The organism is Plantactinospora sp. WMMC1484 (assembly GCF_049315195.1).
Classification (GTDB): Bacteria; Actinomycetota; Actinomycetes; order Mycobacteriales; family Micromonosporaceae; genus Plantactinospora.
In genome coordinates, this window is record NZ_CP186055.1 from 728,623 (window position 1) to 743,927 (window position 15,305).

Annotated in this window: 11 protein-coding genes; 4 read left to right on the forward strand and 7 right to left on the reverse strand. The window is 71.1% G+C overall.

The genetic code is table 11. From position 1 onward, the window contains the following. Positions 1–58: 58 nt before the first annotated feature. The 7 genes from ACN28C_RS03240 to ACN28C_RS03270 form a co-directional block, all read right to left on the reverse strand. Positions 59–1,681 (reverse strand): pectate lyase family protein, encoded by a 1,623-nt coding sequence (locus tag ACN28C_RS03240; RefSeq protein WP_422772125.1) that lies wholly within the window; start codon positions 1,679–1,681, stop codon positions 59–61. A 98-nt stretch (positions 1,682–1,779) separates the two neighbouring features. After that, positions 1,780–3,201, reverse strand: coding sequence for a pectate lyase family protein (locus ACN28C_RS03245; protein WP_422772126.1), 1,422 nt, complete (start codon positions 3,199–3,201; stop codon positions 1,780–1,782). A gap of 257 nt (positions 3,202–3,458) precedes the next feature. Continuing rightward, positions 3,459–4,754 carry a Gfo/Idh/MocA family protein gene (locus ACN28C_RS03250; protein WP_422774495.1) on the reverse strand — a complete coding sequence of 432 codons (1,296 nt, stop codon included), beginning with the start codon at positions 4,752–4,754 and terminating at the stop codon, positions 3,459–3,461. A gap of 101 nt (positions 4,755–4,855) precedes the next feature. Beyond that, on the reverse strand, positions 4,856–6,379 hold the full coding sequence (locus tag ACN28C_RS03255) for a mannitol dehydrogenase family protein (protein ID WP_422772127.1): 1,524 nt from the start codon (positions 6,377–6,379) through the stop codon (positions 4,856–4,858). After that, complete coding sequence (locus ACN28C_RS03260; RefSeq protein ID WP_422772128.1) at positions 6,376–7,686, reverse strand: enolase C-terminal domain-like protein; 1,311 nt, start codon at positions 7,684–7,686, stop codon at positions 6,376–6,378. The genes ACN28C_RS03255 and ACN28C_RS03260 overlap by 4 nt, the downstream gene beginning before the upstream one ends. A 61-nt stretch (positions 7,687–7,747) precedes the next feature. Then, positions 7,748–9,184 (reverse strand): glucuronate isomerase, encoded by a 1,437-nt coding sequence (gene uxaC, locus ACN28C_RS03265; RefSeq protein ID WP_422772129.1) that lies wholly within the window; start codon positions 9,182–9,184, stop codon positions 7,748–7,750. Between the two features lie 82 nt (positions 9,185–9,266). After that, a complete protein-coding gene (locus ACN28C_RS03270) occupies positions 9,267–10,592 on the reverse strand; it encodes a Gfo/Idh/MocA family protein (RefSeq protein WP_422772130.1) in 1,326 nt (441 codons plus the stop codon). Between the two features lie 262 nt (positions 10,593–10,854). Here ACN28C_RS03270 and ACN28C_RS03275 point away from each other — a divergent pair, with 262 nt between their 5' ends. The 4 genes from ACN28C_RS03275 to ACN28C_RS03290 all read left to right on the forward strand — a co-directional run bounded on the left by ACN28C_RS03275 (position 10,855) and on the right by ACN28C_RS03290 (position 15,304). Further along, on the forward strand, positions 10,855–12,009 hold the full coding sequence (locus ACN28C_RS03275) for a LacI family DNA-binding transcriptional regulator (protein ID WP_422772131.1): 1,155 nt from the start codon (positions 10,855–10,857) through the stop codon (positions 12,007–12,009). An 18-nt stretch (positions 12,010–12,027) separates the two neighbouring features. After that, positions 12,028–13,374, forward strand: coding sequence for an ABC transporter substrate-binding protein (locus ACN28C_RS03280; RefSeq protein ID WP_422772132.1), 1,347 nt, complete (start codon positions 12,028–12,030; stop codon positions 13,372–13,374). A gap of 74 nt (positions 13,375–13,448) precedes the next feature. Next, positions 13,449–14,429, forward strand: a complete 981-nt coding sequence (locus tag ACN28C_RS03285) for a carbohydrate ABC transporter permease (protein ID WP_422772133.1) — start codon at positions 13,449–13,451, stop codon at positions 14,427–14,429. Continuing rightward, a complete protein-coding gene (locus ACN28C_RS03290) occupies positions 14,429–15,304 on the forward strand; it encodes a carbohydrate ABC transporter permease (RefSeq protein WP_422772134.1) in 876 nt (291 codons plus the stop codon). The genes ACN28C_RS03285 and ACN28C_RS03290 overlap by 1 nt, the downstream gene beginning before the upstream one ends. Position 15,305 lies beyond the last annotated feature (1 nt).

Sequence of the window (15,305 nt, forward strand, 5' to 3'; positions counted from 1 at the left end):
GCAATCAGGACGATATGGCGTAACTAAGGCGACACGGTGGAATTGGTGCGGCCGGCTGTCAGAAGGGCAGCTTTCCGGTGCCGCTGCCCGCCATCACCGCCGTCCGGACACCGGACGGATCGGCGACCGTGTACGGGTAGTACGTGCTCGGCTCGGTCACCGTGCCACCGGAGTCGCCCGGCTCGCTCGTACCGGCCAGCACGTTGTTCCGGGCGACGAGCCGGCCCCGCGCTCCGGAATAGCTGATCGACCAGGGCACCTCGACGTCCTCGAAGTAGTTGCCCTCGACGACGCAGCCGGAGTTGAGCTGGCACGCGACGCCCACGTCGGTGTTGTAGACGAAGTAGTTGTTGAAGACGTGCACCGGGTCGCCGAACCGGACCCTGGGGTTACGCTGCGGCGTACGGTCGAACCAGTTGTGGTGGTAGGTCACCTTCAGCCGACCGGTGTCCTGCGCCGCGTTGCCGTCGTCGTGCCCGAGCAGCATGTTCTTGGTGTGGTGGTGGGTGTGGTTCCACGACACCGTCACGTAGCTCGCACCCCGCTTGACGTCGATCAGGCCGTCGTAGCCGTCCGACAGGTCGTTGTGGTCGATCCAGACGTGGTGCGAGAACATCTGCACGTTTATCGCGTCGTCGACGGTGTCCCGGAAGTTCAGGTTCCGGATGATCACGTTGTGGACGGCACCGGGCGGTGGGCTGGTCGCGTCGCTGACCGGCAGGCCGATGTTGAGACCACCACCGGTGATCCCCGAGTTCGCGCCCACCCCGACGATGGTCTTGTCGGACATCACGTCGTGCATCGGGCCGGGCAGCGCGAGCATGCCCTGCACCCGGATGTTCAGCGGGCCGGGCTGGCTGATCGCGGTGAGGAAGTCGGTCGCGGTGCCCACCGTCACGGTCGGTCCGCCGGCCCCACCGGTGGTACCGCGCTGACCGAGCGCGTCGACCGAGGCGAAGCCGATCGGCGGGGCGCCCGGGTCGAGCGGCGGACCGGTCGGTGGCAGTGTCGGCCCGCCGGTCGGGCCACCGGTCGGCGGGGCGCCGGTCACCGTCGCCACCTCGACGTCGTCGAAGGATGCGCTGGCGTACGAGGCGGCCAGGCCGATCCGCCCGGACGGGAGTGCGGAGTCGCTCGCCTGCACCACGAGGCCGCCGTTGACGTACCCGCGCAGGGCGCTCCCGTTGGCCTCCAGCCGCAGCGTCGCCCAGGTGTCCACCGGCACCGCAGCGGAGCCGTTGGCGAGCGCGACCGGCGCCGAGCCGTCCCGCTTGACCAACTGCACGCCGCCGGTGCTGGTCACCACGAGCGCGTAGTAGCGGCTGCTGCTCTGCGCCCTGGCGATCACGCCGACGTGCCGGTTCGCCCCGTTGAAGCCGGTCGGCCTGACCCGCGCCTGCACGGCGTAGTCCCGCCACGAGGTGGTGCCGGTCAGCGTACGGGCGTCGCTGCTCTGCCCGGACTGCCGGTAGACCCGGCTCCCGTCGGTCGTCACCGACCAGCTTCCGCCGGAGGAGGACCAGCCGGACGAGTTGCCGTCCTCGAAGTCGTCGGTCAGCAGGGTGTCGGCGAAGGCCGCCGGCATCGCGACGGTCATCGCACCGGCGGTGAGTAGTCCGGCCACCGTCGCGACGGCGATCAGCCGCCCACCCGGTCGCCTCCGGAACTGGTTGGCGCGCACGGTGAACCTCCGTGTGGTGGTCGAGGGGTGTGTGAGAGGTGGGCGTCGGCGAGGTCCCGCGCCGCGCCCGGCAGCCCTTCCGGGCGGCCGGACCGCGGCTAGAGCGGCAGGCGGCCGGCGCCGGCCAGGGTCTGCACCACCAGTGGGACGAGCGGGGCGGGCAGGACCGGCCCGGCGCGTAGTGTCGGCGTCCAGTCGGCGTCGCCGCCCAGGTCGGGGTCGTGCTCGGCGTTGTACGCGGCCAGCAGGCTCACCGGCCGGGCCGGCGAACGGCCCTGGCGCACCCAGTTGCCCCGCTCGGTGAGCGCCGTACCGCCCCAGTCGTAGAGCAGGTCCGCGGCGGTGACGCCGGTGCCGAGGGTGAAGTGGTTGTTCTCGGCGTGGATCGCCGACTGGACGCCGACGCCGAGCGCGTAGCCGAAGCCGTCACCGCCGAGCCGGTAGGCGTTGTTGTAGATGTCGACCTGGCCGAACCGCACCCTCGGCAGTCGCTGCATGGTGCCATCGAAGAGGTTGTGGTGCAGGGTCACGTTCAGCCGGCCGACGTCCGGGCCGACGGTGTTGGACGACCCGATCAGCATCACCTTGTCCCGGGCCACGAACCGGTTGTACGAGACGGTCACCCGGCTGGCGGTGTGCGTGATGTCGAGCGACCCGTCGTGCACCATGTACGGCCGTCCGAAGTAGACAGGCAGTCCGCTGTCCGGGTTGTCGCCGTCGGTGAAGGTGTTGTGGTCGACCCAGACGTTCTCGCTGCGCCGCACCGACATCAGGTCGAACTGGGAGTTCCAGTTGCCGGCTTCCCCGTCCGTCGGCGACCACGCCGGGAAGCAGTCCCGCGCGTCGACGAAGCTCAGGTTGCGCACGATGACGTTGTTCGCGGTGTCGACCATCAGGGTCAGCCCGTGCAGGGTCGCCCCGCGCAGCCCGACGATCGTGGTGTTCGGTCCGACGTTGATCTGGGTCTGCCGGGTCTGGTTCGCCACCGACCGCACCCGGGCCTCCTCCAGCGGCCCGGACGGCGCCACCCGCCCCCAGGTCGCCGGGTCGTACGCGGCCAGGTAGGCGTCCAGCGAGTAGCCGGGGTCGGCGAGATCGGTGCAGTCGAGCAGCCGCCCGTCGGCGTCCTCGAAGCCGTCGACCTCGCCCTCGATATAAATGATCTTCGGCGTGGCGTTGTCCCGGTTGGTGGCGTTGTCACCGCCGAGCGCCCGGACCAGCCCGGCCCGGCTCCGCACCACGTGCACCTGGTCCGGGGTGGCCGCCGCGCCGCCGGTGGTGCCGGGCCCGGCGGCGGCCCAGCCGTCACCGGCCGGCAGGGTCTGCCGGCCCAGCAGACGGGCCGGCCAGGACAGCCGCTCGCCGCCCCGGTCGCCGCCCCCACTGCCGGTCCCGCCGGTCGTCGCGCTGGTCGTCGCACCGGCGGTCGCGCTGGCCGTTCCCGAGGCCGTCAGGACGCCGCCGGAGATCATCACGAGAAGACTGCCGACCACGGCGGCGGTCAACCTGCTCGATCGCATCGCACTCTCCGCGTCTGTCTACCGTTCATGGGATCTCGTTAACGATCACGAAATCTTTCTGTCATTTTGAACGGTAGGTAAGCGCGCTCATAAGTGTCAATGCATTCTGTTTGCAGATAAGTTGCACTAACTAGGCACAACGGGGAACGGCTCGGCCGCCGTATGCCGAGAAGAGGGGTATTCGGTCCGATTTCTAGCTGGCAGTTGTCCTCGGCATTTGCAGTCCGTACTCCAATTTCACGCAACAGTCCCGGCCGTCATACATCGCCTGGCGCCCCCTCCACCGCCGCCCGGTGTGGCTTGACCGCCCACGGCACACCCAGCTCCGACAGGAGCGCACCCTCGGCGGCCGCCCGGCGCAGCACCGCGTTGACCCCTCGGATCGTCAACACCCGGTCCGGTCCGGCGCCGGTGGCCAGCATCCGATCCCCGGCGACCAGCTCCGGCTCGGGAGCGGCCTGGATCGCCTGCGCCAGGGCGGTGAACGCCGCCGTCCGGTGAAGCGGCGCGATCAGCGGCACCGCGATCGGGTCGGCCCGGTGCGCCAGCAGGTTCTCCAGCAGGTTGACCCGGCCCGGCACCGCTCGCGGCCCCGGGTCACCGGGGAGCGTCAACCGGTCGGTGGTGTATTCCAGCACCGCCCGGCCGGCCGTGCCGTGCACGATCACCTCACCGGCGATGAAGTCCTCGCCGGCCAGCGTCACCGCGGCCACCACCGGCAGCCCGCAGCCGAGGGTCACCCGCAGCGCGGCGGTGTCGTCCACCTCGATGGGCCGGACCCGGTAGCGCTCCAGCTCGACCTGCGCCGGCCAGCCCGGCGGCACACCGTCGACCCCGACCGGAGACGCGCCGTCGACCCCGACCGGAGACGCGCCGTCGACCAGGGGCACGCCGTCGACACCACCGGGCGGGATGACGGCGACGGCGGCCACCGCCGCCTCGGCCACCGCCAGGCACTGCATGACCGCATGCGCCAGCGGATTCACCAGTACGCCGTCCAGCACCGGCCGCCCCTGCACGCTGCGTCGACCCGCCCAGGGCGCCCGGGCGTAGTAGCCGTCGGCGCGCTGCCAGGAGGCGACCGTGGAGATCCCGGTGACCCGCCCCAGCCGGCCGCCGGTGACCGCCGAGACCAGCTCGCGCAGTGCCGCCGAGCCGAGCGCCTGGAAACCGATCTGCGCCACCCGCCCCGCCCCGGCCAGCGCGGCGGCCAGGGTGCGGTGGTCGGCCAGTGACAGCACCGGCGGCTTCTCCAGCAGCAGGTCCGCCCCGGCCGCCAGCGCGTCCAACGCGATCGGCAGGTGGGTGTGCGGCGGGGTGCAGATCACCACCACGTCCGGGCGGACCGCCCCGAGCATCTCCCGATGGTCGGTGAAGACCCCGGCGCCGGCCGGGACCGGCGCGTCCGGTGCATCCTCCACCGGCCGTACGTCGACCAGGGCGACCAGCTCCAGCCGCCCGGCGTCGTGCAGCGGGGCGATGGTGCGGCGGTGCCAGAGCCCGTGCCCGCTCGCCCCGACCAGCGCCACCCTCGGCGGCGCGCCACCCGACACCGTCGACCGGGTGCCATCCGACACCGTCGACCGGGTGCCACCCGACACCGTCGACCCGGCGCCACCCGACACCGTCGACCCCGTCTCCGCGCGCTCCCCGGTCACGCCACGCCCTCCAGGAGCTTCTGCACGCCGTGCCGGTCCAGCGCGGTGAGCCACTCGACGACGAGTTCGCGTACCTCGTCGTCGGCGGTCAGCTCCGCCGGGAAGACCTCGGTCAGCCCGAAGAGCGCCTCCACCACCCCGGCCGGGGAGTCCGTCCCGGCCGCCAGCGCGGCCCGGATCCGGTCGGCGAGCGGGTCGTCGAGCGGCAGCGGCGTACCGTCGTCGGCCCGGCCCTGGACGAAGCGCATCCAGGCCGCCACCACCAGGGCCGCCCAGCGCGGCCGGGCCCCGGCCGTGCGCAGGTCCGCGATGGTGTGCAACACCCGCTGCGGCAGCTTCTGCGAGCCGTCCATGGCGATCTGGATGGTCCGGTGCCGGATCACCGGGTTGCCGAACCGCTCCAGCACCTCCTCGCCGTAGTCGACCACCGAGACCCCGTCCGGCGGGGTGAAGCTGCTCGCCACGTCCTCGGCGATCAGCCGCCGCAACACGGTGGCCAGGTGCGGGATCTCCAGCGCCTCGGCGATGGTCTCCCGGCCGGCGAGCGCACCGAGATAGGCGGTGGCCGAGTGCACCCCGTTGAGCGCGCGCAGCTTCAGCCGCTCCCACGGGCCGGCGTCGTCGGTGAGCACCGCCCCGGCCCGCTCCCAGGCCGGTCGCCCGCCCGGGAAGCGGTCCTCGATCACCCACTGCCGGTACGGCTCGGCGGCCACCGCCGCCAGGTCGTCGGCGCCGAGCGCCGCCGCCGCGTCGGCCAGCGTCTGCGGGGTGCTCGCCGGGACGATCCGGTCCACCATGGTGCCGGGAAAGCTGACGTTCTCCCCCAGCCACCCGGCGAGCGGGTCGTCCCGGCCGGCCGCCGGGCCACCGCCACAGCGTCGGAGCGCCTGCTCGACCAGGCTCTGCAGCCGCTCCCCGTTGGAGGGCAGGTTGTCGCAGCTCACCAGGGCCAGCGGGCCGGCCTCGGCGGCGGCGCGGGCCAGCAGCCCCCGGACCAGCAGGCCGGGCACCGTCCGGGGCGCCCGGTCGGTGGTCAGGTCGGCCAGCACCGCATCGTCCGGCCGCAGCCGGCCGGTCGCCGGGTCGAGTTGGTACGCCTTCTCCGTCACCGTCAGCGTCACCACCCGGATCGCCGGGTCGGCGAGGAGCGCCACGATCGCCGCCGGGTCGCTCGCCGCGTGCCGGACTCCGGCGAGCGCCCCGACCACCCGGGTCTGGTTTCCCTCGCCGGAGGTGGTGGTGACGCTGAACAGGCAGTCCTGGGCGGCGAGCTTCGTCACCATGTCGGTGCTGCGCGGGGCGACCCCGACGATCCCCCAGTCACCGCCGGCCGCCGCGACCGCCTCCTCGGTGTAGACCGCCTGGTGGGCCCGGTGGAACGCGCCGAGCCCCAGGTGCACGATCCCGGCCGGTACGGTGCCGGGCCGGACCAGCGGGCGGCTGGCGGGCGGCAGCCGGCGCAGCGCGCCGAGACTCAGCCGCGACGCACCGGGACCCGGACGCGACGCACCGGCGGTCACGCCCACACCGGGCCGTCCGGGAAGGCGTACTCGGCGATCGATGCGGGCTTCATCGTCGCGCTGTAGCCGGGCAGCTCCGGCAGCAGGTAGCGGCCGTTGCGGGTGCGTACCGGGTCGACGAAGTGCTCGTGAAGGTGGTCGACGTACTCGACCATCCGGCCGTCCAGCGAGGTGCCGACCCGCAGGTAGTCGAAGATCGCCAGGTGCTGGACCAGCTCGCAGAGGCCGACACCGCCGGCGTGCGGGCAGATCGGCACCCCGAACTTCGCCGCCATCAGCATCACCGAGAGCACCTCGTTGATCCCACCGATCCGGCAGGCGTCGATCTGGCAGACCCGGATCGCCTCGGCCTGCATCAACTGCTTGAAGATGACCCGGTTCGCCGCCACCTCGCCGGTGGCGACCCGGCACCGCCCGCCGGAGAGCCCGGTCACCGCCTCCGCGATCCGGGCGTGCCCGAGTACGTCGTCGGCGTGCGTCGGCTCCTCGATCCAGTACGGGTCGAACTCGACCAGCCGGGTCATGTTCCCGATCGCCTCGTCGACGTCCCAGACCTGGTTGGCATCCATCATCAGCAGCGCGTCCGGGCCGATCTCCTCCCGGATGATCCGCGCCCGGCGTACGTCGTCGTCGATCGGGCCGCCGACCTTCATCTTCATCGCCCGCCACCCCTGGGCGTACGCCTCGCGGGTCAGCGCCCGCACCTTCTCGTCCGGATAGCCGAGCCACCCGACCGAGGTCGTGTACGACGGAAACCCGTCCCGCTCCAGCTCGGCGAGGCGGTCGGCCAGCCCGACCGTCCCCTTCTCCAGGATCGCGGCGGCCTCGGCCGGGTTGATCGCGTCGATGACGTGGTGGAAGTCGACGTTGCGGACCAGTTCCTCGGTCGGCATCTCGGCGAGCAGCCGCCACATCGGCTTGCCGGCCAGCTTGGCCCGCAGGTCCCAGACCGCGTTCACCAGTGCGCCGGCCGCCATGTGGATGACGCCCTTCTCCGGCCCGAGCCAACGCAGCTGCACGTCGGCGGTGAGCGACCGCCAGAACGTCACCGGCTCGGCCGCGATCTCGGCAGTCGTCCGCCCCACCAGGTGCGGGGCCAGGGCGTGCACGGCCGCACAGGTGATCTCGTTGCCCCGGCCGTTGGTGAAGGTGAACCCCGCCCCGACGGTCCCGTCCGGCGCGTCGGTGCGCAGCTCGACGTAGGTGGCCGAGTAGTCGCCCCGGTTGATCGCGTCCGACCCGTCCCCGGCTGCCGCCGTCGGAAACCGCACGTCGTGCACGTCGACGCCGGTGATGGTCACGTTCACTGAACTTGCCTTTCGTTCGCGACTGCGGGACTCACTCGCTCCGCTCGCCCATTCCTCGCGCTCACCGGTCGGCACTCCCGAGCTTGAAGACCTTCTTGGGCAGGTGGTAGGCGAGGTCGACGATGGTCTCGGCGGCCTCGTCGAGCGGCAGCCGCTCCTCGGCGACGAGCCGGGCCAGGAAGCCGGCGTCGATCCGCCGGGCCACGTCGTGGCGTACCGGGATGGAGCAGAACGCCCGGGTGTCGTCGACGAACCCGGCGGTGTTGTAGAAGCCGGCGGTCTCGGTCACCGCCTCGCGGAACCGGCGCAGCACCTCCGGCGAGTCCAGGAACCACCAGGGCGCGCCGAGGTAGAGCGCCGGATAGCCGCCGGCCAGCGGGGCCAGTTCCCGGGTGAAGGTGTACTCGTCCAGGGTGTAGACGACGAGTCGCAGCCGGGAGTCGTTGCCGTACGCGTCGAGCAGCGGGGTGAGCGCGTGCACGTACTCGGTGGCCTGCGGGATGTCGCCACCGACGTCCCGGCCGTGCCTGACGTAGAGCTGGCGGTTGTGGTTGCGCACCGAGCCGGGATGCAGCTGCATCACCAACCCGTCCTCAATGGACATTTTCGCGAACTCGACCAGCATGTGCGCCCGGAACGCCTCGGCGTCCTCGGCGGTCGCCTCGCCGCGCAGGCCGCGCTCGTAGAGGGTCGCCGCCTCGGCCTCGCTCAGCCGCAGGGTCAGCGCGGTCGGATGTCCGTGGTCGGTCGAGGTCGCCCCGGCAGCGATGAACGCCTCGCGCCGCCGCCGCAGCGCGGCGAGGTATCCGGGGTACCGCCCGGTGTCCTCCCCGGCCACCTCGCCGAGGCGTACGACGTTGTCGGCCCAGCCGTCGAACTCCATGTCCACCACGTTGTCCGGACGGAACGTGGTGACCACCCGTCCGCCCGGCCCGCCCCAGCCGTCGGCGGCGAGCTTGGCGTGCCGGCCGAGGTCGTCCAGCGGTGACTCGGTGGTGGCCAGCACCTCGATGTTGAAGCGTTCGAAGAGCGCCCGGGGCCGGAACTCGGGCTGCCCGAGCTGCACCGCGATCGCGTCGTAGATCTCGTCCGCGGTCTCCGGGGAGAGCCGGGTGGTCACCCCGAAGACGTTCCGGAAGGTCTCCTCCAGCCAGAGCCGGCTCGGCGTACCCCGGAACAGGTGCCAGTGCGCCGCGAACCGTCGCCAGATGGTCCGCCCGTCGGTTTCCACCGCCCCGCCGTCCACCGCCGGCACCCCCAGCTCGGCCGGCCTCACCCCCTGGCTGAGCAGCATCCGGGTCAGGTAGTGGTCCGGCACGACGAGCAGCCGCGCCGGGTCCGGGAACGCGACGTCGTCGGCGAGGATCCCCGGATCCACGTGCCCGTGCGGCGAGATCAACGGCTTGTCCCGGACGAGCGCGTACAGCTCGCGGGCGATCGCCCGCTGCCCGGGCTCGGACGGGAAGAGCAGATCGGGCCGGTCAGACGGTGCGGACACGAGCCAACTCCTTGCGGGTCGGAGGTGTAAGGAAGGGCCCCCCGTTATCGTTTTCTGTTGTACAGGGGGCCCTTCCTTGCACCTAGAGGGTGAGCAGGTCGGCGACGCTGACGGGGTGGCCGGTCTCGAAGGAACGGTTCGCGGCCAGGCCGGTGAGCAGGGCGAGGGCGCCGTCCCGGGCGGTGGCGGCCCGGTTCATCGGGTCGCTGTGACCGCCGAGGAGCACCGCCGTCATCCGGGCGTCGGCACCGCCGTGGCCGGTGCGGGTGTAACCGGCGACCGGCACCTCGCGGGGCTGCTCCCAGAACGGGCGCAGGGTGAGCCGCGCCGAGCCCTCCTCCACGGCGGCCTGTACGCCGTGCAGCGCGGCACCCTTCAGCTCGCCGGCTGCCTGCGGGCTGACGAAGTCGCTCTCCACCACCTCGAGTTCGAGCCGGCCCCGGCTGCCGTTGAACATCACCCGGTAGCCCTCCCAGGGCGCGTAGGCGGTGAGGTGGTAGGTCATGGTGGCACCGCTGTCGTAGCGGGCCAGCACCGCCATGTCGTCCTCGATGGTCACCCCGGGAGCGAAGACGTTCTGGTCGCGGTGGTAGCCGTCCTCGGCCTCCGCCTCCAGGTAGAGTGCGCGCAGCCGGGGGTGGTCGGCCAGGTGCAGCGCGAACGGGTCGTCGGCGGCGGCCGGCGCCCCGTGCGCCCGGTCGTACGGGCGGGCGTAGCCGTGCCGCCGGCCGGCCTCGTCACCGTAGAAGAAGAGCCGCCCGGCGGCGTAGACCTGGACCGGCTTGGCGGCCAGCCACCAGTTGACCAGGTCGAAGTGGTGGCTCGCCTTGTGCACCATCAGGCCGCCGGAGTTGGCCTTGTCGCGGTGCCAGCGCCGGAAGTAGTCCGCGCCGTGGCGCACGTCGAGCAGCCACTCGAAGTGCACGGAGCCGATCTCGCCGATGGCGCCCTCGGCGAGCACCTCCCGGACCTTTTCGTGCAACGGGTTGTAGCGGTAGTTGAAGGCGACCGAAACGTTTCGGCCGGTCTCCGCGACGGCCCGCAGGATCCGCTCGCACTTCGGCACGTCGGTGGTCATCGGCTTCTCGGTGATCACGTCGCAGCCGGCCCGGAGCGCGGCGACGACGTACTCGTCGTGGGTGGCGTCGACGCTGGTCACCAGGACCACGTCGACCCGCTCCTTCTCCAGCATCGAGGCGAACTCGCTGGCCAGGTAGGTCGGAACCGGCTCGAAGTCGAGTTCGGCGAGCCACCTGTTGTGCGCGTCCATCCGCGCCTGGTTGACGTCGGCGAAGGCGACGAGTTCGGCCGTGTTCGGGTGGTCCAGCACCAGGGCCCGGACGAACATCTCCGCCCGCGCACCCGTGCCGACCAGGGCGAAGCGCTGCCTTCCCGGGGTTACCGACATCCGAGCTCGCCTCCCGTTGGCTGCAAAGGTTTGCAGGAGAAGTAACCACGCGCGTGGGGCGCGCGTCAACGGCTCGGAACAAAGCTGCGGCCTTTACCCTTTTTTGCACCTATGGGAGTGCTCCCACGGCTGCTGAACGCAACAAAGCCGTAACCGATCCCCGTTGACACCTGAGCAACCGTTTGCATTAATTGGCCAACCAAACCAAGTGACGCCAGACACACCGACGACAGACACACCGGCAGCCACGGGAAGGACTTGCGTGCCAGCCACCATTCGCGACGTCGCGCGAGCCTCCGGGGTACACATCTCCACCGTGTCGCGGACCTTCTCGGCACCGCACCTGGTCAACCCGGAGACGCGCAACCGCGTGCTGGCCTGCGCCGAACACCTCGGCTACCGGCCCAACCGGGCCGCCCGGGCACTGATCACCGGGCGCACCCACAACATCGGGTTGATCATCGCCGACATCGCCAACCCGTTCTTTCCACCGCTGATCAAGGCGGCGGAGAGCCAGGCCCGGCAGCGTGATTACCACATCTTCATCGCCGACACCAGTGAGGACCCGGCGGTCGAGGAGGACCTGGTGCACGCCCTGGCCAAGCAGGTCGACGGCGTGCTGCTCTGCAGTCCGCGGATGAGCAACAGCCTGATCGAGCAGCTCAGCCGCGAGGTGCCCCTGGTCGTGATCAATCGCCAGGTCACCGGCCTGCCGGCGGTGGTGATGGACGTCGGCCAGGGCGCCCGGCTCGCCGTCGAACACCTGGCCGGGCTCGGGCACCGCGAGCTCGCCCTGCTCGGCGGCCCCCGCGGCTCGTGGACCAACCGGGAGATCCGCCGGGCGGCCACCGCCGCCGCCCGGTCCGCGGACGCCACGCTGACCGTGCTCGGCCCCAACCCGCCCACCGAGGGCGGCGGCGTCGCAATGGCCGAGCAGGTACGCCGTACCGGCGCCACGGCAGTGCTCGCCTACAACGACCTGATGGCGATCGGCCTGATGGAAGGGCTCGACTCACTCGGGCTACGGGTGCCGCAGGACATCAGCGTCGTCGGCATCGACGACATCGCGCTGAGCCGGCTCACCCGGCCCAAACTGACGACGGTGGCCACGCCGACCGCGGCCGCCGGACGGACGGCCGTCGACATGCTCCTGCAACACGACGGTTCCTTCTCCGCACGCGCCGGGCGCGGCGGCGGACGGACCGGCACCACCGACGACCGTCGCACCACCGCACAGGTAACGCTGCAGACCGAGTTGGTCATCCGCGACTCGACGGGGGTCGGTCCGGCCGGCCGGTCCGGGGCGGCGGCACAGGCCGATCGCCCCGGCGCGGCAGCTCCTGCGGACCCGGGTCCGGACCGCCATCCGGACCCGGGCGACGCGACCGCGGCCACCCCCGAAGTTGTCGCCTCCTAACGCCAAGGAGTGAGCGCAATGCACCCCGCCACATCCCCGACGGCAAACGCGCCTGCCGCGCGTGGCCACCGTACGCTGCACCGTCGAGGCCTGCTCCGCATCGCCGCCGCGATGGTCACCCTGCCCCTCGTCCTCGGCACCGCCACCGCCTGTGGCGACGACGAGGAGGAGCCGGGCGGTCCGGTCAGCATCGAGTTCTTCTGGTGGGGCGGTGAGGCCCGGGCCGAGATGACCCAGCAGGCCCTCGACCTCTACAAGCAGAAGAACCCGAACGTCACCATCAACGCCGTCTGGCAGGCCTTCGACGGCTACTACGACAAGCTCGCCACCATCTCGGCCGGTGGCAACGCGCCGGACATCTTCCAGATCGACGACAACGGCCTGGCCGAGTACGCGGGCCGCAACGTCACCCTCGACCTGACCCCGTACGTCGAGGACGGCAAGATCGACCTCTCCAAGCACGCCGAGAGCCTGACCAGGTACGGGCAGATCGACGGCAAGCAGGTCGCGGTCGCCACCGGGGAGAACACCCCGGCCATGATCTACGACAAGACGAAGCTCGCGGAGCTCGGCGTCGGCGAGCCGCAGGAGGGCTGGAGCTACCAGCAGCTCTTCGACTGGGCCGCACAGGTGAGCGCCAAGGGCGGCGGAAAGTACTGGGGCACCATGGACACCAGCTCCGACTACAAGGCGCTGTGGCTGTGGCTGCGGGCCCAGGGCAAGGAGTTCTACGACGGCAACAAGTTGGCCTTCACCGAGGCCGACCTCGCCGCCTGGTTCCGGCTCTGGCAGGAGGCCCGGGCCAAGAACGCCACCCCGCCGGCCGACGTCGTACACGAGGCGGTCACCGGCAGCGTCGCCACCCAACTCGTGGTGACCGGCAAGGCCGCCACCTCGTTCATGTGGTCCAACCAGCTCGGTGAGCTGCAGAAGGCCACCAAGAACGAGCTGGGCATGGTGGCGTACCCCGGCGACCCGAAGGGTCAGTGGGCGCGGGCCTCGCTCTACTGGGCGGGCTCGCGCAGCACCGACCACCCCGAGGTGGTGGCCGACGTCATCAACTTCCTGGTCAACGACCCGGAGGTCGCCAAGATCTTCGGGGTCGACCGCGGCCTGCCCGCCAACATGGAGACCCGGAAGGCGATCGAGGCGACCCTCACCGACCCGGCGCTGAAGACGACCGTGGCCTTCGAGAACGCCCTGGCCCCCAAGTTCGGTCCGGCGCCCACGCCGCCGCCGAAGGGGCACAGTGGCCTGCGCAACAAGCTGCGTGACATCGCGGAGAGCGTGACCTACGGCCGCGCCACCCCCGAGGACGCGGCGAAGCAGTTCTTCGCCGAGGCCCAGGCGGCCCTCGCCGGCTGACCGTCCGGCCGGGGGCGGGGACGGCACGGCCGGTCCCCGCCCCCGGCCGGAGCGTCCGAGAGGAGAACACCCCCGTGGCTGTATCCACGGCGGCCGAGCCGCGTCCCGGTGACGCGGCGCCGGCCGCCACCCCGCGCCGGCCGACCCGGGCCGGCCGGCGGCACCGCGCCGAGGGCGTGGCCGGTTACGTCTTCCTGTCCCCGTGGCTGATCGGCCTGATGGCGATCACCGCCTTCCCGATGCTCTTCTCGCTCTACCTGAGCTTCACCAACTACGACGTGCTCTCCAGTTGGGACGCGATCGAGTGGATCGGGCTGGAGAACTACCGTCGGATGTTCGGCGAGGACCCGGCGTACTGGCACGCGGTCACCGTCACCCTGACGTACGCGTTGATCGCCGTGCCGCTCAAGCTCGCCGCCGCACTCGGCGTCGCGCTGCTGCTCAACCGCGAGCGGCGCGGGGTCGGCCTGTTCCGCAGCCTCTTCTACCTGCCCTCGCTGCTCGGCGGCAGCGTGGCGCTGGCCCTGGTCTGGCGGGCCATGTTCGGCGGCGACGGCGCCTTCAACAGCTTCCTCGGGCTCTTCGGGATTCAGGGCGAGGCCTGGGTCAACGACCCGCAGTGGGCACTGGAGACGCTGATGGTGCTGGCCGTCTGGCAGTTCGGCGCCCCGATGGTGATCTTCCTGGCCGGGTTGAAGCAGGTACCGACCGAGCTCTACGAGGCCGCCTCGGTCGACGGCGCCGGCCGGTTCCGCCAGTTCTGGAACGTCACGCTGCCGATGCTCTCCCCGGTCATCTTCTTCAACCTGGTGTTGGAGACGATCAACGGCTTCCAGGGCTTCACCTCGGCGTACGTGATCAGCAACGGCACCGGCGGCCCGGTCTACTCCACACTGCTGTACACCCTGCACATCTACGACCAGGGCTTCGGCGAGTTCCGGATGGGCTACGCGTCAGCGCTGAGCTGGGTCTTCCTGCTCGCCATCGCCGTGATCACCGTGATCTTCTTCAGCACCGGCCGGTTCTGGGTGCACTACTCCGACGGAGACGACTGATGGCAGTCCAGGCAGTGCGGGCCACCCCCGCCCCCGCGACCCGCCGCCGCTCCCGGGGCGTCGTCCGGGTCCTCGTGCTGGTCGGCGTGCTCGGCTTCGTGCTCTATCCGCTGCTCTGGATGGTCGGCTCGTCACTGAAGTCACCGACCGAGGTGGTAAGCAACCTCTCGGTCATCCCGCAGGACGTGACCTGGGCCAACTACCCGGACGGCTGGGGCTACATCAGAAATCTCAGCTTCGGCCGGTTCTTCCTGAACAGCACGGTGATCGCCCTGGCCACCGTGGTCGCCAACGCGGTCTCCTGCCTGGTCGCCGCGTACGCTTTCGCCCGGCTGCGGTTCCGGCTGCGCAAGGGGTGGTTCGCCATCATGATCGGCACGCTGCTGCTCCCCAGCCACGTACTGATCGTGCCGCAGTACGTGATGTTCAACTACTTCGGCTGGATCGACACCCCGCTGCCGCTGATCGTGCCGAAGCTGCTCGCCACCGAGGCGTTCTTCGTCTTCCTGATGGTGCAGTTCATGCGCGGCATCCCCCGTGAGCTGGACGACGCCGCCAAGATCGACGGCTGCTCGCCGTACGGGGTGTTCCGGCACGTGATCCTGCCGCTGAGCCGGCCGGCCCTGGTCACCACGGCGATCTTCTCGTTCATCTGGACCTGGAACGACTTCTTCACCCAGCTCGTCTACCTGCCTAGCCCGACCAGCTACACGGTGCCGATCGGGCTGCGGCTCTTCATCGACTCCAGCGGGCAGACCTCGCTCGGGCCGATGTTCGCGATGTCGGTCCTCTCGCTGCTGCCGGTCTTCGTCTTCTTCCTGGCCTTCCAGCGCATGCTGGTGCAGGGGATCAACACCAGCGGCCTGAAGGGCTGAG